20 protein-coding genes are annotated in these 19,988 nt (G+C 72.5%); 9 read left to right on the top strand and 11 right to left on the bottom strand.

Going from position 1 to position 19,988, the window contains the following annotated elements; translation table 11 throughout:
- Positions 1–75: 75 nt before the first annotated feature.
- The 5 genes from ACFVDM_RS09330 to mce form a co-directional block, all read right to left on the bottom strand.
- Positions 76–855, bottom strand: a complete 780-nt coding sequence (locus ACFVDM_RS09330; protein ID WP_383635111.1) for an ABC transporter permease subunit — start codon at positions 853–855, stop codon at positions 76–78.
- Between the two features lie 5 nt (positions 856–860).
- Positions 861–1,874, bottom strand: a complete 1,014-nt coding sequence (locus ACFVDM_RS09335) for an ABC transporter ATP-binding protein (protein WP_383635113.1) — start codon at positions 1,872–1,874, stop codon at positions 861–863.
- Positions 1,875–1,962: 88 nt separating this feature from the next.
- Positions 1,963–2,901, bottom strand: a complete 939-nt coding sequence (locus ACFVDM_RS09340; protein ID WP_383635116.1) for a cellulose-binding protein — start codon at positions 2,899–2,901, stop codon at positions 1,963–1,965.
- Positions 2,902–3,086: 185 nt separating this feature from the next.
- Complete coding sequence (gene scy, locus ACFVDM_RS09345; RefSeq protein WP_383635119.1) at positions 3,087–6,884, bottom strand: polarized growth protein Scy; 3,798 nt, start codon at positions 6,882–6,884, stop codon at positions 3,087–3,089.
- Between the two features lie 204 nt (positions 6,885–7,088).
- Complete coding sequence (mce, locus tag ACFVDM_RS09350) at positions 7,089–7,517, bottom strand: methylmalonyl-CoA epimerase (RefSeq protein ID WP_383635122.1); 429 nt, start codon at positions 7,515–7,517, stop codon at positions 7,089–7,091.
- A gap of 134 nt (positions 7,518–7,651) precedes the next feature.
- On the opposite strand from mce, the gene ACFVDM_RS09355 reads away from it, so the two are divergent.
- Both ACFVDM_RS09355 and meaB read left to right on the top strand, forming a co-directional pair.
- Positions 7,652–8,854 carry an acetyl-CoA C-acetyltransferase gene (locus ACFVDM_RS09355; RefSeq protein WP_383635126.1) on the top strand — a complete coding sequence of 401 codons (1,203 nt, stop codon included), beginning with the start codon at positions 7,652–7,654 and terminating at the stop codon, positions 8,852–8,854.
- 41 nt (positions 8,855–8,895) lie between these two features.
- A complete protein-coding gene (gene meaB / locus ACFVDM_RS09360; RefSeq protein WP_383635129.1) occupies positions 8,896–9,855 on the top strand; it encodes a methylmalonyl Co-A mutase-associated GTPase MeaB in 960 nt (319 codons plus the stop codon).
- 302 nt (positions 9,856–10,157) lie between these two features.
- Here meaB and ACFVDM_RS09365 read toward each other — a convergent pair whose 3' ends face one another.
- Positions 10,158–10,586: a PepSY domain-containing protein gene (locus ACFVDM_RS09365; RefSeq protein ID WP_383635132.1), complete on the bottom strand. Its 429-nt coding sequence runs from the start codon at positions 10,584–10,586 to the stop codon at positions 10,158–10,160.
- 121 nt (positions 10,587–10,707) lie between these two features.
- Between ACFVDM_RS09365 and ACFVDM_RS09370 the strand changes: the two genes are divergently transcribed.
- The gene (locus ACFVDM_RS09370; RefSeq protein WP_383635135.1) at positions 10,708–11,367 is read left to right on the top strand and encodes a response regulator transcription factor; all 660 of its coding nucleotides are present in this window, start codon (positions 10,708–10,710) and stop codon (positions 11,365–11,367) included.
- A complete protein-coding gene (locus ACFVDM_RS09375) occupies positions 11,364–12,932 on the top strand; it encodes a sensor histidine kinase (RefSeq protein WP_383635138.1) in 1,569 nt (522 codons plus the stop codon). The genes ACFVDM_RS09370 and ACFVDM_RS09375 overlap by 4 nt, the downstream gene beginning before the upstream one ends.
- Before the next feature lie 93 nt (positions 12,933–13,025).
- On the opposite strand, the gene ACFVDM_RS09380 is transcribed toward ACFVDM_RS09375, so the two are convergent.
- The 4 genes from ACFVDM_RS09380 to ACFVDM_RS09395 all read right to left on the bottom strand — a co-directional run bounded on the left by ACFVDM_RS09380 (position 13,026) and on the right by ACFVDM_RS09395 (position 15,674).
- Positions 13,026–13,502 carry a MarR family winged helix-turn-helix transcriptional regulator gene (locus ACFVDM_RS09380; protein WP_383635141.1) on the bottom strand — a complete coding sequence of 159 codons (477 nt, stop codon included), beginning with the start codon at positions 13,500–13,502 and terminating at the stop codon, positions 13,026–13,028.
- A gap of 131 nt (positions 13,503–13,633) precedes the next feature.
- Positions 13,634–14,395: an AIM24 family protein gene (locus tag ACFVDM_RS09385; RefSeq protein WP_383635144.1), complete on the bottom strand. Its 762-nt coding sequence runs from the start codon at positions 14,393–14,395 to the stop codon at positions 13,634–13,636.
- Positions 14,392–15,042 carry an AIM24 family protein gene (locus ACFVDM_RS09390; RefSeq protein WP_383635147.1) on the bottom strand — a complete coding sequence of 217 codons (651 nt, stop codon included), beginning with the start codon at positions 15,040–15,042 and terminating at the stop codon, positions 14,392–14,394. Before ACFVDM_RS09390 ends, ACFVDM_RS09385 begins: the two co-directional genes overlap by 4 nt.
- Positions 15,042–15,674 (bottom strand): AIM24 family protein, encoded by a 633-nt coding sequence (locus ACFVDM_RS09395; RefSeq protein ID WP_383635462.1) that lies wholly within the window; start codon positions 15,672–15,674, stop codon positions 15,042–15,044. Before ACFVDM_RS09395 ends, ACFVDM_RS09390 begins: the two co-directional genes overlap by 1 nt.
- Before the next feature lie 248 nt (positions 15,675–15,922).
- Here ACFVDM_RS09395 and ACFVDM_RS09400 point away from each other — a divergent pair, with 248 nt between their 5' ends.
- Together ACFVDM_RS09400 and ACFVDM_RS09405 are read left to right on the top strand one after the other, a co-directional pair.
- Entirely contained in the window at positions 15,923–16,273 is a 351-nt protein-coding gene (locus ACFVDM_RS09400; protein ID WP_383635150.1) for a DUF3817 domain-containing protein, read from the top strand.
- Positions 16,270–16,563 carry an MTH1187 family thiamine-binding protein gene (locus ACFVDM_RS09405; protein WP_383635153.1) on the top strand — a complete coding sequence of 98 codons (294 nt, stop codon included), beginning with the start codon at positions 16,270–16,272 and terminating at the stop codon, positions 16,561–16,563. The genes ACFVDM_RS09400 and ACFVDM_RS09405 overlap by 4 nt, the downstream gene beginning before the upstream one ends.
- Positions 16,564–16,609: 46 nt before the next feature.
- Here ACFVDM_RS09405 and ACFVDM_RS09410 read toward each other — a convergent pair whose 3' ends face one another.
- Complete coding sequence (locus ACFVDM_RS09410; protein ID WP_383635156.1) at positions 16,610–17,593, bottom strand: DUF5937 family protein; 984 nt, start codon at positions 17,591–17,593, stop codon at positions 16,610–16,612.
- A 73-nt stretch (positions 17,594–17,666) separates the two neighbouring features.
- Here ACFVDM_RS09410 and ACFVDM_RS09415 point away from each other — a divergent pair, with 73 nt between their 5' ends.
- The 3 genes from ACFVDM_RS09415 (at position 17,667) to ACFVDM_RS09425 (ending at position 19,925) form a co-directional block, all read left to right on the top strand.
- The gene (locus ACFVDM_RS09415; protein WP_383635159.1) at positions 17,667–19,004 is read left to right on the top strand and encodes an MFS transporter; all 1,338 of its coding nucleotides are present in this window, start codon (positions 17,667–17,669) and stop codon (positions 19,002–19,004) included.
- A gap of 10 nt (positions 19,005–19,014) precedes the next feature.
- A complete protein-coding gene (locus tag ACFVDM_RS09420) occupies positions 19,015–19,524 on the top strand; it encodes a MarR family winged helix-turn-helix transcriptional regulator (protein WP_383635162.1) in 510 nt (169 codons plus the stop codon).
- A 65-nt stretch (positions 19,525–19,589) separates the two neighbouring features.
- Entirely contained in the window at positions 19,590–19,925 is a 336-nt protein-coding gene (locus tag ACFVDM_RS09425) for a DUF3817 domain-containing protein (RefSeq protein ID WP_383635165.1), read from the top strand.
- The last annotated feature ends 63 nt before the right edge of the window (positions 19,926–19,988 follow it).

The following is a 19,988-nucleotide window of genomic DNA, read 5'->3' on the forward strand; positions in this document are numbered from 1 at the left end:
GGCCAAGTCGGTCGTCCGGCGCGGCGGGGGCCGGGAACCGGTCCGCACCGGTCCCCGGCCCCGTCGTACCGGCTCTCAGGCGTCGCGCTTCTTCAGCACCAGATAGCCGCCGAGCACCGCGGCCACCACCCAGGCGACCATGATCAGCAGACCGCCCCACGGCCCGTACGGCGCCGGATCGCTGTTCATGGCGTCCGGGACCACCTGCATGATCTTGGACCCTGCCTGGTCGGGGAAGTAGCGCGCGACCTCCTTGGCACCCGGCACCGCCGACAGGATCTGCGAGACCAGGAAGAAGAACGGCATCAGGATGCCGAGCGACAGCATCGAACTGCGCAGCATCGCCGCGACCCCCATGGAGAACACCGCGATCAGCCCCATGTAGAGCCCGGCGCCGAAGACCGCCCGCAGGACGTTGTCCGCGCCGAGCGTCGTCCTGTGGTCGCCCAGCAGCGCCTGGCCCAGGAAGAACGAGACGAAGCTGGTCACCAGCCCGACCACCAGGGCCAGCACGCCGGCCACCAGGATCTTGCTGAAGAGGAAGGTCGCCCGCTGCGGCACGGCCGCCAGCGAGGTGCGGATCATGCCGGAGCTGTACTCCGTACCGACGACCAGGACGCCGAACACCACCATCGCCAGCTGGCCGAGGATCATCCCCGAGAAACTGACGAACGTGGGGTCGAACGTCGCCTTCTCCGCGTCGGAGAGGCTGTCGAACTGGGAGTTCATCACCGCGCACAGCGCCGCGCTCATCGCGACGGTGACGCCGAAGGCGCAGATCAGCGTCCAGGTCGTCGAGGAGACCGTACGGATCTTGGTCCATTCGGAGGTCAGGACCGCGGGAACCGAAGCCATCGCCGTCACACCCCCGTTCCGGTGCCGGGTCCGGACTGCCCCGGGGTCTCGCCCGGTGGCTGGTTCCAGGTGTCGCCCCAGTGCGGTCCGACGGGCGGCGGCGCGGCCCCCCGCTCGGAATGCGCGTGGTACTCCACCGAGTCCGCCGTCATCTGCATGAACGCCTCCTCCAGCGAGGCCCGCTGGGCGCTCAGCTCGTGCAGCACGATCTGGTGGCGGGCGGCCAGCTCACCCAGGGACTCCGTGGTGCCGCCGTCGATCTCCAGCGTGCCGTTCCCCGCCTCCACCGCGACGATGCCCTCCGCGTGCAGGACATCGCGCAACCGCTCCTGCTGGGGCGAGCGCAGGCGCACATAACTACGGGAGTTCTGATGGATGAAATCGGCCATCGAGGTGTCGGCGAGCAGTCGGCCCTGGCCGATCACGATCAGATGATCGGCGGTCAGCGCCATTTCGCTCATCAGATGGGAGGAGACGAAGATCGTCCGTCCTTCCGCGGCGAGCGCCTTCATCAGATTGCGGATCCAGTGAATTCCCTCGGGGTCCAGACCATTGACGGGTTCGTCGAACATCAGGATCTGGGGATCACCCAGCAATGCCGAGGCGATCCCCAGACGCTGGCCCATACCGAGGGAGAAGCCCTTCGATTTGCGTTTCGCCACCGCCGTCAGACCGACCGTGTCGAGGACTTCGGCCACCCGGCTCTCCGGGATCCGGTTGCTCTGGGCGAGGCAGAGCAGATTGTTGTACGCGCTGCGGCCGCCGTGCATCGACTTTGCGTCGAGCAGCGCGCCGATGTACTTGAGGGGTTCCGACAGCTCGTTGTAGTGCTTGCCGTCGATGCGGACCGATCCGCTGGTCGGGTTGTCGAGATCGAGCATCATCCGCATCGTGGTGGATTTGCCCGCCCCGTTGGGCCCCAGAAAGCCCGTCACCATCCCCGGTCTGATCCGGCACGTCAAGTGGTCGACGGCAACCTTGTTGCCGAAGCGCTTGGTAAGCCCATCGAGCTCGATCATGCGTTCACGCTAGAACGGCCGCGCGCCCGGCGCCACCACAAAGGCGGAACCGGGCGCGCGGACGAAACGGACCGATACGCTCCGGGCGTCAGCGGGTCTGCTGGGCCGGAACGCCGCGGGAGACGGGCTCCTCGTCGGCCGGGGTGCCGGCCGCGGCCACGGCCGCACCGGTCAGCGTCGCCAGCATCTCGCGGACGTTGGTCAGCTGCGCGTTGATCGAGTCGCGGCGGTTGGTGAGCGCCGCCAGCTCGCGCTCCGATTCGCTGCGGATCCGGTCGGCCTTCGCGTTGGCGTCGGCGACGATGTCCTCGGCCTGGCGCTGGGCGGTCTCCACCGTCTGACGGGCCCGGCGCTCGGCGTCGGTCCGCAGCTTCTCGGCCTCCAGCCGCAGCTGCTCGGCGCGGTGCTCGATCTCGGCCAGCCGCTTCTCCGCCTTGGCCTGACGGGACGCGAGGTCGCGCTCCGACTGGTCGCGGCGCTTGGCCAGGTTGGTCTCGAAGTCCGCGGCGGCCTGGGCGGCCTTGGCACGGGTCTCCTCGAAGAGGGCGTCCGCCTCCTCGCGCTTCTGCGCCGCGTCCTTCTGCGCGTCCGCACGCAGCGCGGAGGCCTCACCCTGGGCCTTCTCGACGATGCGGACACCGTCGTCCTCGGCCTTCGCCTTGCGCTCGGACGCGAAGGTCTCGGCGTCGTTGCGCACCTGCTGGGCGGCCGACTCGGCCAGCTCACGGTGCTGCTCGGCGGCGCGACGGGCCTCCTCGCGCAGGTCCTTGGCCTCCTCCTCGGCCAGCCGGAGGATCTTCTCCACACGCGCCCCGAGACCCGCGTACGACGGCTCCGCGTCGTTCACCTGGGCCTGGGCGTTCTGCGTTTCGAGGTGAAGCTCCTCGATGCGCTTTTCCAGAGACGTGATGCGGGAGAGAGCACTATCACGGTCGGCTACGAGCTTGGTAATGCGGTCATCCACCTGACCGCGGTCGTAACCACGCCGCACGAGTTCGAAGCCGAAGGGGGAGGAAGGGTCACTCATGGGGTTCCTGTCGAAGTGAGACCGGTGAGGTGATAGAGGGAATCCTAGGGGCCAGGACGGCGTGTCATCGAGCAGATGCCCTTTTGATCTGGAGAATGACACCCCTTTTGAGTGGCTGGCCCCCGTAACCCTTGCCACTCGGAGGGCTGAACGTCCTTGCCGCACCACGTAAGACCGTCGGGAGACTACCCTTCCGACGGCTTGCCACTCGAACGAGTGCCCGCCGCGGCCGCCGTCTTGACGCCGCCCGGCGGACCGGCACCGGCGCCCTTACCGCCGGCCCCGGGTGTCTCGAAAGACTCCAACGCCTCCAGGACGTCCTGGACACGGGAGATCTCGGTGTTGATGTCCTCGCGCCGGCGCACCAGCACATCCAGCTCGCGCCGGCCCTCGTCCACCGTCCGCTTGGCCTCCGCCTCGGCGTCGGCCCGCAGCTTCTCGGCCTCGCGCACCAGGGTGGCCTTCTTCTGCTCGGCCTCCTTCAGCAGCGACTCGGCCCGCTTCACGGCGGCGATCCGGACCTTGCTGGCCTCGGAGTTGGCGTCCGCGAGCAGCTCCTTGGCCTTCGCCGCGGCCTCCTCGCGCTGCTCGGTGGCCGCCTTCATCAGGTTGTCCACCCGCTCGCCGACCGACTTGACCTGCTCGGCCGTCTCCCGCCGGGCCCGGTCGTGCAGCTCCTGGACCTCGGCGTCCGCCCGGGTCCGCAGCTCCTCGGCCCGCTCCCGGATCTGGGTGGCGTCCCGCCGCGCCCCGACCAGCAGCTCGTCCGCGTCCGCACGGGCCCGCTCCACCAGGGAGTTGCCCTCGACCGTCGCCTCCGAGGTGATCCGCACGGCCTCCTTGCGGGCCGCGCCGACCATCGTGTCGGCCTGCTCCTCGGCCTCCGTGGCGGCGCGCAGCGCCTCCTCCTGCGCCTTGCTGATCAGCTGGTCCGCCTGCTCGGCGGCGTCCGCCCGCCGCTTCGCGGCCGCCTCGCGCGCCTCGTCCAGCAGCCGGTCCGCCTCCGCGCGGGCCTCGGCCCGCATCTGCTCGGCCGCGGTCTCGGCGTCGGAGCGCAGCCGCTCCGCCTCCTCGCGGGTCCGGGCCGCGTGCTCCTGCGCGGACCCGACGGTCGCCGCCGCCTCCGCCCGCACCCGCTCGGCCTCGCCGGCCGCCTCGTCGCCGAGCCGGGCCGCCTGCTGGGCCGCCTCGGTACGGAGCCGCTCGGACTCCGCGGTCGCCTCGGAGACCAGCAGATCGGCCTGGGCCGCGGCCTCGGTCCGCATCCGGTTGGCGTCCTCCCGGGCCTCCGCCCGGGACCGCGCGGCGTCCTGCTCGGCCGAGGCCAGCGCGTCGGACGCCTCAGTCCGCATCCGCTGGCTGTACTCGGCGGTGTCGGCGCGCACCCGCTCCGACTCCGTGATCGCGTCGGAGACGGTCCGCTCGGCCATCGCCTTCGCGGCCTCGGTCTCCTCCTGCGCCACCCGCCGGATCCGGGCCGCGTCCTCGCCGGCCCGCTCCCGCTCCTCGTACGCGTCCGAGCGGACCCGGTCCGCCTCCTCCTGCGCCTCCGCCTTCGTCCGCTCCGCGACGTGCTCGGCGGCCGACCGCAGCCCGGCGATCTCCGCCTCGGCCTGCTCCTGGAGCCCGCTCACGGAATCGCGCACCTGCTGGGCGGTCTGCTCTGCGGCGGAGACCATCTCGGTGGCCCGCGCGTCCGCCTCCTCGACCAGGCGCTGCGCCTCGGCCTGGGCCTCCTCGACCCGCTTGCGGGCGGAGGCCAGCAGCTCCTCGCTCTGCTCCCGGGCCCGCTCGCGCTCCTGGCCGGCCTCGGTACGGGCCGCGTCCAGCGTCTCCTCGGCCTCCCGGCGGCGCCGGTTCGCCTCTTCCTGGGCGGCGGCCAGGGCCTCGGCGGCCTCCGTGCCCACCCGCTCGGCGGCGGCGGCCGCCTCCGACCGCACCCGGTCGGCGCTCTCCTGCGCCTCCGTCTTCAGCCGCTCCGCCTCGGTGGCGGCCTCGGTCCGCAGCCGTACGGCGACGGCCTCGCCCTCCGCACGCGACCGCGAGGCATCGGCGGCGGCCTCGTCGCGCAGCCGCTGGGCCTCGGCCTCCGCCTGCTCCTGGAGGGTGCGCAGCCGCTCGGCGGCCTCGGTGCGCAGCCGCTCGGCCTCCTCGGCGGTCTCCCGCCGGATCCGCTCCGCGTCGTCACGGGCCTCGCCCAGCGCCTGCTCGGCCGCGGCGACCCGGGTCTCGGCCTCGCTGTGCAGCCGGGTCAGCTCCTCGGCGGCCTCCGCCTGCCGGGCCGCGACGGTCCGCTCGGTCTCCTCGCGCAGCCGCTCCGCGGCCTCCTCGGCCGCGGCCGTCACCGACCCCGCCAGCTCCTCGGCCTCGCCGCGCAGCTGGTCCGCCTCGGCGCGGGCCCGCTCCAGGACCTCGTCCGCCTGCTTCTTCAGCGCCGCCGCGCGCTCGGCGGCCTCGCCCCGGAGCCGCTCGCTGTCGGTGTTCGCGGTGGAGCGGACCTCCTCGGCGTCGGCCTTGGCCTTGGCCAGCAGCTCCTCGGCGGTCTTCGCGCCCTCCTCGATCTGCTGGAGTGCCTCGCGCCGGGCCTCGCCGCGGATCCGCTCGCCCTCGGCGACCGCCTCGGAACGCAGCTGCTCGGCCTCGCCGCGCAGCCGGCGGGCCTCCTCCTGGAGCTCGACCGTCTTGGCCCGGTACTCCTTGGTGTCGTCCTTGGCCGCGCCCTTGAGCTGGTCGGCCTGCTCGGCGGCCTCGCCGCGCAGCCGGTCCGCCTCGGCCTCCGCCTCGCGGCGGATCCGCTCGGCCTCCTCGGCCGCCGTCCGGGTGGTGGACCGGGCGTCCTCGGAGGCCTTGGACAGCACCTCCTCGGCGGCGCGGGCCGCCTTGGCGAGCTGGGCCGCCGCGTCCTCGGCCGCCGCGGTGCGCGCGGAGTCCGCAGCCTCGGAGCGGATCCGCTCCGACTCGGCGCGGGCGTCGGCGAGCGCCTGCTCGGCCTCCGACCTGAGGGTCTCGGCCTCCTTGGTGGCCTCGCCGACCAGCCGGGCGATCTCCGACTTGGCCGTACGGGTGCGCTGCTCGTTCTGCGACTCGGCGCCGGCCAGCCGCTTGACCGCGGCCTCCTTCGCCTCGTTCAGCACCTTCTCGGCCTCGACGCGCGCCTCGCGCAACTGCGTCTCGGCCTCCTGCACCCGCTGCTCGGCGGCCCGGTTCAGCTCCGCGGTCCGCTGCCGCGTCTGCTCGGTCTCGGCCGTCGTCGAGGAGCGCAGCTGCTCGGCGTGGGTGGTGGCCTCCTGGGCCTGGGTCGACGCGGCGCCGAGCATCCGCTCGGCGTCCTTGCGGGCGCGGAGCAGGATCGCCTCGGCCTCGGTCCGGGCCGCCTCCGCCTCGGTGCCGACCCGCTGACGCGTCTCCTCGGCCACCCGCGCGGCCTCGGCCCTTGCGGTGGCCAGCGCCTGTTCGGCCTCGGCGCGGGACTCCTCCAGGAGCCGGCGGGCCTGCGACTCGGTGCGGGCGCGCAACTGCTCGGCCCAGGCCACGTTCTCGTTGACGTGCGACTCGACGGTCCGGCGGCGCTCGGCCAGCTCCTGGTCGAGCTGCTGGCGCCGCTGCACGGCCTCGTTGTGCAGTTCGGCCTGGAGCCGCGCCTGGTGCTCGGCGTGCTCCTGGAGGATCCGCTGCGTCTGGGCACGCGCCTCGCGCAGCTCGCGCTCGGCGTCGTTGCGCAGCTGGTCGGCCTGGATCTGGGCGTTGCGGAGCATCTGCTCCGCCTGGTAGCCGATGTCCGCGCCGTCGTACGCGGGACGGGACGCCAGACTGCGCCGCGCCTCGTGCAGCTTGGCGCGCAAGACCTCGACCTGGTAACCGAGGTCCTCGGCGTGCTGGACGGCCTTCTCCCGGTCGGTCTTCAGCCGGTCCATCTCGGCCTCGAACCGCGAGAGATGGTCGTCTTCAGCCCGGTGGCTCTCCTGGCGTTCGTAGCCCCGCACTGCGCGGTCCCATCCTTCCCCGAGCTCTCAACTTCGTTCGAGCAGGGGAGACCCCAACCCTGGTCGCACACTCCGCACGGGAACCGTTCGCCGGCGAACGGCCCCCCGGGGAATGGTGACAGATCAACGGCTGGGGACGCGGCGCGGCCCCGACCCGGCCCCGGCCCGGAACGGCCCACTCTACCGGGCCGGGTGTGCCCCGGGTCAGTGCTCCTTCCGGGACGTGACCAGTTCGGTGAGCACCCCGTGGCAGTCCTTGGGGTGCAGGAACGTGATCCGCGATCCCATCGAACCCGTCCTGGGCTCGTCGTACAACACCCTGACGCCCTTTTCCCGGATGTCCGCGGCGTCGGCGTCCACGTCCGCGGTGCCGAAGGCGATGTGGTGCACGCCCTCCCCGTTCTTGGCCAGCCATTTGCCCACGGCGGAGTCGTCGCGGGTCGGCTCCAGGAGCTGGAGGTACGAGGCGCCGCCGTCGGACGTATCGTTGATCTTGAGCATGGCCTCCCGGACGCCCTGCTCCTCGTTGATCTCGGAATGGAAGACCTCGAACCCGTAGGTCGAGCGGTAGAACTCGACGGTGGCGTCGAGGTCGAAACAGGCGATCCCGATGTGGTCGATTCGCGTCAGCATGGATCCAGTGCAGCGCCCGCCCGATGGTTACGCAACGTGCGCGCGATCACACTCGTAGCCGGATGACGCGTCGGGTACCGCTCAGTACATTCGAGTAAACCCTCGTTCACCACCAAACCAAGGGGCTGTGCCGCATGTCAGGAACGACCGGTACCACGTCCGTGATCGTCGCGGGCGCCCGTACGCCCATGGGCCGCCTTCTGGGCTCCCTCAAGAGTTTCTCCGGCGCGGACCTCGGCGGCATCGCCATCAAGGCCGCGCTGGACCGGGCCGGCATCGGCGGCGACCAGGTCGAGTACGTGATCATGGGCCAGGTGCTCCAGGCCGGTGCGGGCCAGATCCCGGCCCGCCAGGCGGCCGTCAAGGCCGGCATCCCCATGAACGTCCCGGCGCTCACCGTCAACAAGGTCTGCCTCTCCGGACTCGACGCCATCGCCCTGGCCGACCAGCTGATCCGCGCCGGTGAGTTCGACGTCGTCGTGGCCGGCGGCCAGGAGTCCATGACGAACGCCCCGCACCTGCTCCCCAAGTCCCGCGAGGGCCACAAGTACGGCGCGATCGAGATGCTCGACTCGATGGCGTACGACGGTCTGACCGACGCCTACGAGAACATCCCGATGGGCGAGTCCACCGAGAAGCACAACACCCGCCTCGGCCTGGACCGCGCCGCCCAGGACGAGATCGGCGCCCTCTCGCACCAGCGGGCCGCCGCCGCGCAGAAGAACGGTCTCTTCGAGGCCGAGATCACCCCGGTCGAGATCCCGCAGCGCAAGGGCGACCCGGTCCTCTTCTCCCAGGACGAGGGCATCCGCGCCGAGACGACCGTCGAATCGCTCGGCAAGCTGCGCCCGGCCTTCGCCAAGGACGGCACGATCACCGCGGGCACCTCCTCGCAGATCTCCGACGGCGCCGCCGCCGTCGTCGTCATGAGCAAGGCCAAGGCCCAGGAGCTGGGCCTGGACTGGATCGCCGAGATCGGCGCCCACGGCAATGTGGCCGGTCCGGACAACTCGCTCCAGTCGCAGCCCTCCAACGCCATCCGCCACGCCCTGAAGAAGGAGGGCATCGGCGTCGAGGACCTGGACCTCATCGAGATCAACGAGGCCTTCGCCGCGGTCGCCGTCCAGTCCATGAAGGACCTCGGCGTCACCCCGGACAAGGTGAACGTCAACGGCGGCGCGATCGCGCTCGGCCACCCGATCGGGATGTCCGGCGCCCGGGTCGTCCTGCACCTGGCGCTGGAGCTCAAGCGGCGCGGCGGCGGCACCGGCGCGGCGGCGCTGTGCGGCGGCGGGGGCCAGGGCGACGCGCTGATCATCCGCGTGCCGGGCAAGTAGCACACGCGGGACACGGAGAGCGGCGAGGAAACGGAGCGGTGATGGTGGACGTCCCCACGCTGGTGGAGCAGGCCCGTGCGGGCGGGCCGCGGGCGGTGGCCCGGCTGATCTCCCTGGTGGAGGGGGCGTCACCGCATCTGCGCGAGGTGATGGCGGCCCTGGCGCCGCTGGCCGGCGGGGCGTACGTCGTCGGCCTGACCGGATCACCGGGCGTCGGCAAGTCGACCTCGACCTCGGCGCTCGTCTCCGCCTACCGGCGGCAGGGCAAGCGGGTCGCCGTGCTCGCCGTCGACCCCTCGTCGCCGTTCTCCGGCGGCGCGCTGCTCGGGGACCGGGTCCGGATGTCGGACCACGCCTCCGACCCGGGCGTCTACATCCGCTCCATGGCCACCCGCGGCCATCTGGGCGGGCTCGCCTGGGCGGCCCCGCAGGCCGTGCGGGTGCTGGACGCCGCCGGCTTCGACGTGATCCTGGTGGAGACCGTCGGCGTCGGCCAGTCGGAGGTGGAGATCGCCTCCCAGGCCGACACCTCCGTGGTGCTCCTCGCCCCCGGCATGGGCGACGGCATCCAGGCGGCCAAGGCCGGGATCCTGGAGATCGGCGACGTGTACGTGGTGAACAAGGCCGACCGGGACGGCGCGGACGCCACCGCCCGCGAGCTCAACCACATGCTGGGCCTCGGGGAGTCCCGGGGGCCCGGCGACTGGCGCCCGCCGATCGTGAAGACGGTCGCGGCGCGCGGCGAGGGCGTCGACGAGGTCGTCGAGGCCCTGGAGAAGCACCGGGCGTGGATGGAGGAGCACGGCGTCCTCGCGGAACGGCGCACCGCCCGTGCCGCCCGCGAGGTCGAGACGATCGCGGTCACCCGGCTCCGCGAACGCATCGGCGACCTGCACGGCGACCGCCGCCTCGACGCTCTCGCCGAGCGCATCGTGACCGGCCGCCTCGACCCGTACGCGGCGGCGGACGAACTGGTGGCGGGCCTCACCGGCGAGGTCTGACCGGCCCCGGTGGCCGGCACGGCGTGCGGGCCGCGCCGGCCACCGAAAACCGCCGGGGCGTGCGGCCCCGGCGGTCGGTGCGCGGTGCGTCCTGGGTCCGGTGGTGTGTCCTGGGGCCCGGTGGTGCGGTGCGCGGTATGTCCCGGGCCCGGCGGCCCGTGTGCGGTGCGCCCCGGGCTCGATGGTCCGGTGCGCGGTGCGACCCGGCGACCCGTGCGCGGTGCGACCCGGGCCCTGCGGGCCCGGGTACGGTCAGGCCCGGCCGCCCGGCCGCCCGGCCGCCCGGCCGGCCGCGCCCCGGCTCAGTCGTCGTCGTCCGTGTCGTCCCGGCCGTCGTGGTGGGTGCCCCGGTCGTCGTCGGCGTCGTGGGCCCTGCCGTCCTTGCGGTCGTCCGAGTCCTTCCCGCGGTCGTCGCCGGAGCGGTGCTCCGCGGCCCTGCCCGTGCTCGTGTCCACCGTCACGTGGTGCCACGCCTTGTCGGTGCCGTAGACGTCGACGTCCCAGACGGGCCCGCCGTGCTCGTCCTCCAGCTCCACCTCCGTCACGGTGCCCGGCACCGCCTTCAGCGCGGCGGTGGCGGCCTCGGCCGCGGTGACGCGGGTGGCGGCGGGCGCGCCGGCGCGGGAGCCGTGGTCGCGGGCGCCGTCGTCCGCGAAGGCGACGGCGGTGGCGGCGGTGCCGCCGGCGAGTACGGCCGCGGTGACCGCGGCGACGACGAGCTTGCGCTTCATGAGGGTTCCTCCCCGTTCGATGGGTGCGGTGTGCGGTGACCTCAGCCTGCCGGGGCGATGCTGAAGGCAGCCTGAAGCCGCCTGAAGCGTTCTTCAGCTTCGGTTTGGGACCCTGTGGCACATGCGCCTGTTGATCGTGGAGGACGAGAAGCGGCTGGCGAACTCCCTGGCCCGGGGGCTCACCGCCGAGGGGTTCGCCGTCGATGTCGTGCACGACGGGCCCGAGGGGCTGCGCCGGGCCGGCGGGGGCGGCTACGACCTGGTGGTCCTCGACATCATGCTGCCGGGGATGAACGGCTACCGGGTCTGCGCCGCCCTGCGCGCCGCCGGCCACGAGGTGCCCATCCTGATGCTGACCGCGAAGGACGGCGAGTACGACGAGGCGGAGGGGCTGGACACCGGCGCCGACGACTATCTGACCAAACCCTTCAGCTATGTGGTGCTGGTCGCCCGGATCCGGGCGCTGCTGCGGCGCCGGGCCGGTTCCGCCTCCCCGGTGGTGGTGGCCGGCGCCCTGCGGGTGGACACCGCCGCCCGCCGGGTGCTGCTCGACGGGGACGAGATCGCCCTCACCGCCAAGGAGTTCGCCGTCCTGGAACACCTGGTGCTGCGGGCCGGGCAGGTGGTCGGCAAGGCGGAGATCCTGGAGCACGTCTGGGACTTCGCCTACGACGGCGACCCCAACATCGTCGAGGTGTACGTCAGCGCCCTGCGCCGCAAACTCGGCGCGGGCACCATCCGCACGGTGCGCGGCGCCGGTTACGTACTGGAGGCGCCATGAGGTCCGTACGCGCCAGGGCCGCCCTCGGGGCCACGGTGGTGGTCGCGTGCGCGCTCGCCGCCGCCGGACTCGCCGTCCTCCTCGTGCTGCGCGCCAACCTCACCGACCAGGCGGGGCTCCAGGCCGAGGTGACGGCCCGCGAGGTCGCCGGACAGCTCGCCCTGGACGTGCCGTACGACCGGCTGGACGTCCGCGACGAGGAGGACCGTCCGGTCCAGGTGACCGACGAGGACGGCCGGGTGGTCGCCGTCTCCAAGAACCTGGAGGCGGTCTCGGGCACCGGCACCGACCGCGTCACCCCCGTCCCGGCGGCCTCCCCTTCCCCCTCCGCCACGGAGGGCAACGGCGACGGCGACGTCAACCGCGACGACTCCGGTACCGGTAAGGGCGACGACTCCGCCCGCGCCGACCGCGACGACTCCGGCAACGACGACGACAACGACGGCGACGACGACCGGCACGGCGACCGGGACGGCGACGACGACGGCCCCACCGCGAGCGCCGATCCGGGCCGGGGCGAGGTCTCCACCGACGACCCGGACTTCGTCAACGGCACCGCCACGGTCGACGGCGAGCGGGCGGACTACCGGTTCGCCACCGTCGAGGCCACGAACGGCGCCGGACTGACGCTGACGGTCCACGCGGGCGCCCCGCTCGCCGCCGAGCAGCGCGCCGTCGCCAGTGTGCGCGGCGCGATGCTGGTGGGGCTGCCCGTCGTGCTGCTGGTCGTCGCCGGGGTGACCTGGCTGGTGACCCGGCGGGCGCTGCGCCCGGTGGAGGGCATCCGGAGCGAGCTGGCCGCGATCACCGCCTCGCGGGACCTGAGCAGACGGGTGCCGGAGCCCGCCTCGCGCGACGAGGTCGCGCGCCTGGCCCGGACGACCAACGAGACCCTCACCGCGCTGGAGGACTCGGTCGAGCGGCAACGGCGCTTCGTCGCCGACGCCTCGCACGAACTGCGCAGCCCCATCGCCTCGTTGCGGACCCAGCTGGAGGTCGGGGCCGCCCATCCGGAGCTGCTGGACGTGCCGGGTGCGGTCGCCGACACCGTACGGCTCCAGGCGCTCGCCGCCGATCTGCTGCTGCTGGCGCGGCTGGACGCGGGGGAGCGGCCGGGCACCGCCCGGACCGATCTCGGCGCCCTGATGCACGAGGAGGTCTCGCAGCGCACCGGCGACCGGATCCCGGTGGCGGTGTCCGTGCCGGAGGGCGGGGGCTTCGAGGTGACCGGTTCACGGGCGCAGCTGGCCCGGGTGCTCGGCAATCTCCTGGACAACGCGGAGCGGCACGCGCGCGGCTCGGTGGCCGTCGCGGTGCGCGCGGAGCGCGGCGGGGTGGCGGTCGAGGTCACCGACGACGGTGACGGGGTCCCGGAGACGGAACGGGAGCGGGTCTTCGCGCGCTTCGTACGGCTGGACGACGCCCGCACCCGTGACGAGGGCGGTGCGGGGCTGGGCCTGGCCATCGCCCGCGATGTGGCCGAGCGGCACGGCGGCCGGCTGACGGTGGCGGACGCGCGGGAGGGCGGCGCCCGGTTCACCCTGTGGCTGCCGGGCGCCGGCTGAGCGCGGGGCGGGGCGGCCGGCCCGGACCCGCCGTAGCGCTCGCGCCCGTGCCCGGCACGGTCCGCGGGACGGGCCCCGGGGTCGGGCCGGGGGTCAGCCCCGGCCGCTCCGGCCGCGCAGATGCTCGGCGACCGGGGTGAGCGCGGCGTGCAGCTGGGCCAGCGCCTCGGGGGGCAGCAGGTCGATGAAGTGCTTGCGCACCGACGCCACGTGGTGCGGCGCGACCTTGCGCATCGTCTCGGATCCGGCCTCGGTGAGGACCGCGTAGAGTCCGCGCCGGTCGGACTCGCAGTTCTCGCGGCGCACCAGACCGGCGTTCTCCATGCGGGTGATCTGGTGCGAGAGCCGGCTCTTGGACTGGAGCGTGGCGCCGGCGAGATCGCTCATGCGCATGCGTTGCTCGTCCGACTCCGAGAGATTGACGAGGATCTCGTAGTCGTTGTAGGTCAGGCCGAACGGCTGGAGGTCCTTCTCCAGCTGGTGCGTCAGCAGCCTGCTGACGTCCAGGTGGGTGCGCCAGGCGCACTGCTCCGCGTCGCTCAGCCAGCGGGTGGCCGTCTCGGTCTCCATATATGGATTCTACCTAAGAAGTTGAAAGCCGGACGAAGTGGGGTGGCGTGACGCCCCGCACGTACGCGATGTCCCCTGCGTGCGAGGCCTCTGGGCGCAGGCGTTCGACGTCACACTCCGCAGACTACCGCTCACCAACCGAAGCGACGCTGGAGATCCCCCAGCTGACCGGGCATGCGGGGGGTGGAGCCGGGTTGACCCCCGCCCGGAACGCCCGCCTGCGGGGGCACCGCCCCCGTCGGCTGCTCGGCCATCAGCTGCTCGGTGGACTGGAGGAGCACCGTACCCGCGCCGACGAACTCGAACTGGTGCTCCTCGCCCGAGGTGCCCCCGATCCCGGTCATCGCCCGGACCCCGCCCAGCAGCCCCCGCATGTAGCCGTGGTCGTAGTGGTGACAGGGCGAGGGGCAGTCCGCCCAGCCGACCAGCGCCTGCGGATCCACCCGCAGCGGCGGCTCCATGAAGACCACCGGACCGTTGGACGCGGCGACGAACTTCCCCGTGCCGATCAGCGTCAGGAACCCCGGCACGATCGACTGCTTCAGCGCCAGCGTCGGCTGGTAGGCCAGCAGATTGCCGGACCGGATCGTGAGGTTCCCGTCGTCCAGGTCGTAACTGTTCACATCGAAGGCCCGGTCCGCGAGCAGCATCTTCCCGCTGCCCTCGGCCACCACCCAGTCGCCCGCGTGCAGCGGTGAGTGGAAGCTCGTGCGCACCAGCCGCTCGAAACGGCCGTGCCCGATGCCGTCGAACTCGATCCGCCCGTAGTAGGCGATCATCTTGCCCTTCTGCAGGAACCACTGGCTCCCCTTGAGCTCCACACAGAAGGTGTACGCGTTGACGTTGTCGTCCGACGGCAGCGTCATCGGGTCGAAGACCACGGGCGAACTCACAGCTTCTCCTCCGACGCCTGGACGTACACCGCACCGTTGCCGCTCAGCTCCAGCTGGAACGCCTCGCCGGAACCCCGCCCCACCATGTCGCGCCAGCCGAGCGCGGAGGAGAGCTTGTTGCGCACCTCGCCGTGGTGCGCCACGTACGCCTGGGGGTCCACATGGACCGGGCGGCCCGGGGCGATCGGCAGTTCGATCACCCCGCCGTGCGCCATCACCGCCACCGCGCCGTGGCCCTTGAGCGTCGTGGTGAACAGCCCCTGTCCGGTGACCTGGCCGCGCACCATCCCCATCACCCCGCCCTGCGAGCCCATGAACATGGTGCCCTGCTGGAGCGTGCCGTCGAAGGCGAGCAGCCGGTCGGCCTCCACGTAGAGGGTGTCCCCGGACAGGGTGATCACCTGGATGTGGTGGCCGCCGTGGCCGAACATCACCGTGCCGCTTCCCTCGACGGTCATCAGCGGTGTCGCCTCGTTCGCCAGCCGGCGGCCGATCATCGACATCACCCCGCCCTGGCCGCCCTGGATGTTCGGGGTGAAGGAGACCTCGCCGCGGTAGGCCAGCATCGCGCCGCGCTGGCTGAACATCTTCTGGCCGGGGACCACCGTCGCCTCGACCATCTTCGAGTTGATCTCGCGGAACGGCATCAGACATCGCCCCCGATCGTGTTCCGCTCGCTGGGCTGGACGTACACCAGGCCCTCGCCCTCGAACCGGATCTGGAAGGACTCGCCGGAGCCCTCGCCCATCAGCGTCCGGAAGCTCACCCCGGACTGGAGGTGCTGACGCAGTTCGCCCTGGTGGGCGATGTAGGCGCCCGGGTCGACGAAGAGCGGGTACTGCGCGGAGACCCGCAGCACCACCGCCGAGCCGTCCGACATGATCGCCGCCTGGCCCGTCCCCTCCAGCGTGGTGGTGAACAGCCCGTTGCCCGCCGCGCTGCCGCGCAGCCCGGTGAAGCTGGTGCCGGTGCGCAGCGAGGCGTCCACACAGAGGAGGTTGCTCGCCTCCACGAACATCTTCTCGCCCCGCAGCCGCACGAGGTTGATCTCGCTCGCCCGGTCCGCGAAGTAGCAGGTGCCCTGGCCGGACACCTCCATCACGGTCATCTGCTCACCGGTCAGCCGGCGGGTCACCATGCCGCGCAGGCCCTCCCCGCCACCGGTCATCTTCTTGAACGTCATCCGGCCGTCGTACGCGACCATCGAGCCGTTCTTCGCCTTGACGGCGTCGCCGGTCAGATCGACGGCGAGCGTCTTGCTGCCTTGGAGTCGGAACATCGCCACCCGGCGAAGGTAGCGGCAGCGCCCGCCGCCGGAACAGGGCGAACGGCACGATCCGGCCCCGTGAACCGCCCCTGATACGCATTCGGTACCGGATACGCATGGAACCCGGACGTATCCGGTACGGAACGCCCACGCCCCGGGCCGCCCCCCGCCGCCGGGGCACCGGAGCGCCGATGCCACAATGGGGGCCGCTTGTGCTCGCGTTCACAAGCAGTCACCGTCCTCCCACCGAAGGTGCCCCCGTGGACATCAAGACCGCCACCGCCCTGCACCGGCTGCGCCTCATCTCGATTCCCGAGGCGCTGTCCTTCCCGGCGCTGATCCTCTTCGGCTCGGTGCTCAGCCGGGTCTCCGACATCGACTTCCTGATGATGCCGCTCGGCATGCTGCACGGCGTCCTCTTCGTGATCTACGTCGTCCTGCTGCTGGACGTCTGGAACAAGACCAAGTGGCCGCTCAAGCGCGTCGCGTTCTTCTTCCTGCTCTGCGTGCTGCCCTTCGGCGGTCTGTACGGCGACAAGGTGCTCAAGCGCTACGAGGCCGACGGCGTGATCGCCGCCCGCGCCCGCCGGGAAGGCACGGTCAACGCGTGATCGTCGCCTTCTCCGTCAGCCCGCTGGGGGTCGGCGAGGACGTCGGCTCCTACGTCGCCGACGCGGTCCGCGTCGTCCGCGAGTCCGGGCTGCCCAACCGCACCGACGCGATGTTCACCTCGGTCGAGGGGGAGTGGGACGAGGTGATGGACGTCGTCAAGCGCGCCGTCGCCGCCGTCGAGGCCCGTGCCGGACGCGTCTCCCTGGTCCTCAAGGCCGATATCCGCCCCGGGGTCACCGACGGACTGACCTCCAAGGTCGAGACGGTCGAGCGCTACCTGGCGCAGTGACCCCCGCCCGCACCGCGAGCCCCCGCCCCCGTGGCGGGGGCTCGCGTCATTGCGGGGCGGCCAGCGCGATGCCGAGCGGGGTGCGTTCGTAGAGCACCTGGTGGCCGTAGCGCCGCGAGGTCAGCAGCCCGGCCGCCCGCAGCACCGACAGATGCGCCGACACGGACGAGGGGGCGAGGCCCAGCCGGTGCGCGAGCGCGCTGGTCCCGGCCGGTTCGTCCAGCGCGCACAGCACATCGGCCCTGGCCCGGCCGAGCAGCCGGGCGAGGGTGTCGGGGGTCGTGGTGCCCGGGTCCGTCCACAGGCCGCCGATCCCGCGCGCGGGATAGATCACGGCGGGCGGCCAGGGCGGCTCGTAGCCGCTGACCACGTCCGGCCAGGCGAAGACGCTCGGGATCAGCACGAGCCCCTGCCCGCCGAGCACCCGGGAGTGCCGGCCCCGCATCCCCTTCAGCGTCAGCGTGGAGTCCGTCCAGGTGAGCTGCGGGCTCAACTCCCCGAGAAGACGTGCGAATCCCACCTCGGCCAGCCGGCGCGAGTGGTACGCGACATCCGCCTCCAGCAGGGCGCGCAGCCTCGGCCAGTCCGGTTCGACCAGCGTCCGCCACGCCAGGTCGAGCAGATCGGCCAGTTCCTGCAGCGTCCGCGCCGGATCGGCGAGCAGCGCCCGTCCGGCGGGGGAGTCCGGGGCGCCCGGCTGATCGGCCAGCGTCAGCTCCAGATCCTTGGCGACCAGCTCCGGAGCCGTGGCGCGGACGGCCGCGATCTCGGCCTCGAACGTGGCGTACGGCCCCGTCGGGGGCGGGCAGAGGAAGTCCGGATTGTGCCCCCCGTCCGTCATCAGCGACCAGAGCGGCCGCAGGTCGAGCCCCGAGGCCGCGTCCTTGATCCGCCGCAGCCAGGGCTGGTGGTACCCGTGCCGCTGCGGGCGCAGCAGCGTCCGTACGGCGGCCTGGGTCTCCCAGAGCGGGGAGAGTGCGAACCGGCAGCGCAGCAGGTCGTTCTCGTCGAGATGGAGGTGGAACGGCATGGGCGGCCTCACGAAGATTCGGCGTCAGCCGAAAGTCTACGGAGTGGGGTGCGCGCTCCTCCAAGCTGCCGCCATGCCGAGCGACCACTCCTCTCCCGCGGACGCCCCGTCCGCCCCCCGCGGCTACCGCGCGGTCTTCGCCGTACGCGAGTTCCGCGCGGTCTTCGCCGCCCATCTGCTCTCCCTGCTCGGGGTCGTCGTCAGCGAACTCGCGCTGACCGTCCTCGTCTACGACCTCACCGGATCGCCGCTGCTGAGCGCCCTGACCTTCGCGCTCGGCTTCCTGCCCTACCTCGTCGGCGGCACGCTCTTCGCCGGGGTCGCCGACCGCTACCCGGCCCGCCGGGTGCTCGTCACCTGCGATCTGGTCTGCGCGTCCTGCGTCGCCCTCATGGTGCTGCCGGGCACCCCGGTCGGCGCGCTCCTGGCCCTGCGCTGCCTGGTCGCCGCCGTCTCCCCGGTCTTCACCGGGACGCGGATGGCCGCGCTCACCGACATCCTCGGCGAGGGCGACCTCTATGTCCTCGGCCGCTCGCTGCTGCGCATCGTCTCGCAGAGCGCCCTGCTCACCGGCTTCGGCGTCGGCGGCCTGCTGCTGGCCGCGCTCTCCGCGCGCGGGGCGATCACGATCACCGTCGCGACCTTCCTCTGCTCGGCCGCCCTGCTGCGCTTCGGCACCCGTCACCGGCCCGCCCGGTCCGGACGCGAGGGCGGCGCCCTGCTCGGGGAATCACTGGCCGGGGCCCGCGCGGTCTTCGCCGACCGCCGGGTCCGCGCGCTGATGCTGCTCTTCTGGGTGCCCGCGCTGTTCGTCGTCGCGCCGGAGGCACTGGCCGCCCCGTACGCGGACGAGGCCGGCCTCGGGCCCGCCGCCCTGGGCCTGCTGATGTGCGCCATGCCGGTCGGCCACATCGCCGCCGAACTGTACGTGGGCTCGGTGCTGAGCCCCCGGCTGCGCTCCCGGATCGTGCTCCCGGTCGCCGCCCTCGGCCTGCTGCCGCTCCTGCTGTACGCGCTGCGGCCCGGCATGGCGCTGACCCTGGCGGCCCTCGCGCTCGCCGGGGTGGGCGCCGCGTACAACATCGGCCTCGACCAGTGGTTCGTCGACGCCGTCCCCGAGTCCCTGCGCGGCCGGGCGATGACCCTGCTCACCGCCGGACTGATGACGCTCCAGGGCGTCGGCATGGCCCTGGCGGGCCTCGCCGCCGAGTTCTTCCCGGTGCACGTGGTGGTCGCGGGATCCGGGGCGCTGGGCACCCTGTGCGTGCTGCCGCTGGTGATCGGGATACGCCGTACGGCGCCGCGGGACGACACCGGGAACGGCACGGGCGACGGCGCCGGGACCGTACCCGGGAGCGAGGAGCGGACCGAAGTTCGAGACGGTGAGGACCGGCAAGTTCCCCATGGGTAAGGTCGGGGCCGTGCCCAAGCCGCTCAGTCTTCCCTTCGATCCCATCGCGCGCGCCGACGAACTCTGGCAGCAGCGCTGGGGCCCGGTCCCGTCCATGGGGGCGATCACCTCGATCATGCGGGCGCAGCAGATCCTGCTCGCCGAGGTGGACGCGGTCGTCAAGCCGTACGGACTGACGTTCGCGCGGTACGAGGCGCTGGTGCTGCTGACCTTCTCCAAGGCCGGCGAACTGCCGATGTCCAAGATCGGCGAGCGGCTGATGGTCCACCCGACCTCCGTCACCAACACCGTCGACCGGCTGGTCCGCTCCGGCCTGGTCGACAAGCGCCCCAACCCGAACGACGGCCGCGGCACGCTCGCCTCCATCACCGACAAGGGCCGCGAGGTCGTCGAGTCCGCCACTCGCGATCTGGTCGCGATGGAGTTCGGCCTCGGGGTGTACGACGCCGAGGAGTGCGCCGAGATCTTCGCCCTGCTGCGCCCGCTGCGCATCGCGGCCCAGGATTTCGAGGAGAACTGAGAGAGGCCGTTCCGCGCCCGGGGGCGCTGCAAGATCGCCCCCGGAGGGCGGTTACGCTCGATGGCATGAAACGCAGTGTGCTGACCCGCTATCGGGTGATGGCCTACGTCACCGCCGTCATGTTGCTGATCCTCTGCGTGTGCATGATCTTCAAATACGGCTTCGACAAGGGCGAGGGCCTGACGCTCGTCGTCTCCCAGATCCACGGCGTGCTGTACATCATCTATCTGATCTTCGCCTTCGACCTGGGCTCCAAGGCGAAGTGGCCGATGGGCAAGCTCGCCTGGGTGCTGCTCTCCGGCACGATCCCGACGGCCGCGTTCTTCGTCGAGCGCAAGGTCGTCCGCGAGGTCGAGCCGCTGCTCGCGGACGCGACGCCCGCGGCCCCCGCGAACGCCTGACCTTCCCCCACCGCCCCGTGCCGAGCACCGGGCGGTGGGTCATCGACATTTACTAGGACGTCC

Origin of the sequence: Streptomyces sp. NPDC057682 (assembly GCF_042799575.1) — a bacterium.
In the GTDB taxonomy this organism is placed as follows: Bacteria; Actinomycetota; Actinomycetes; order Streptomycetales; family Streptomycetaceae; genus Streptomyces.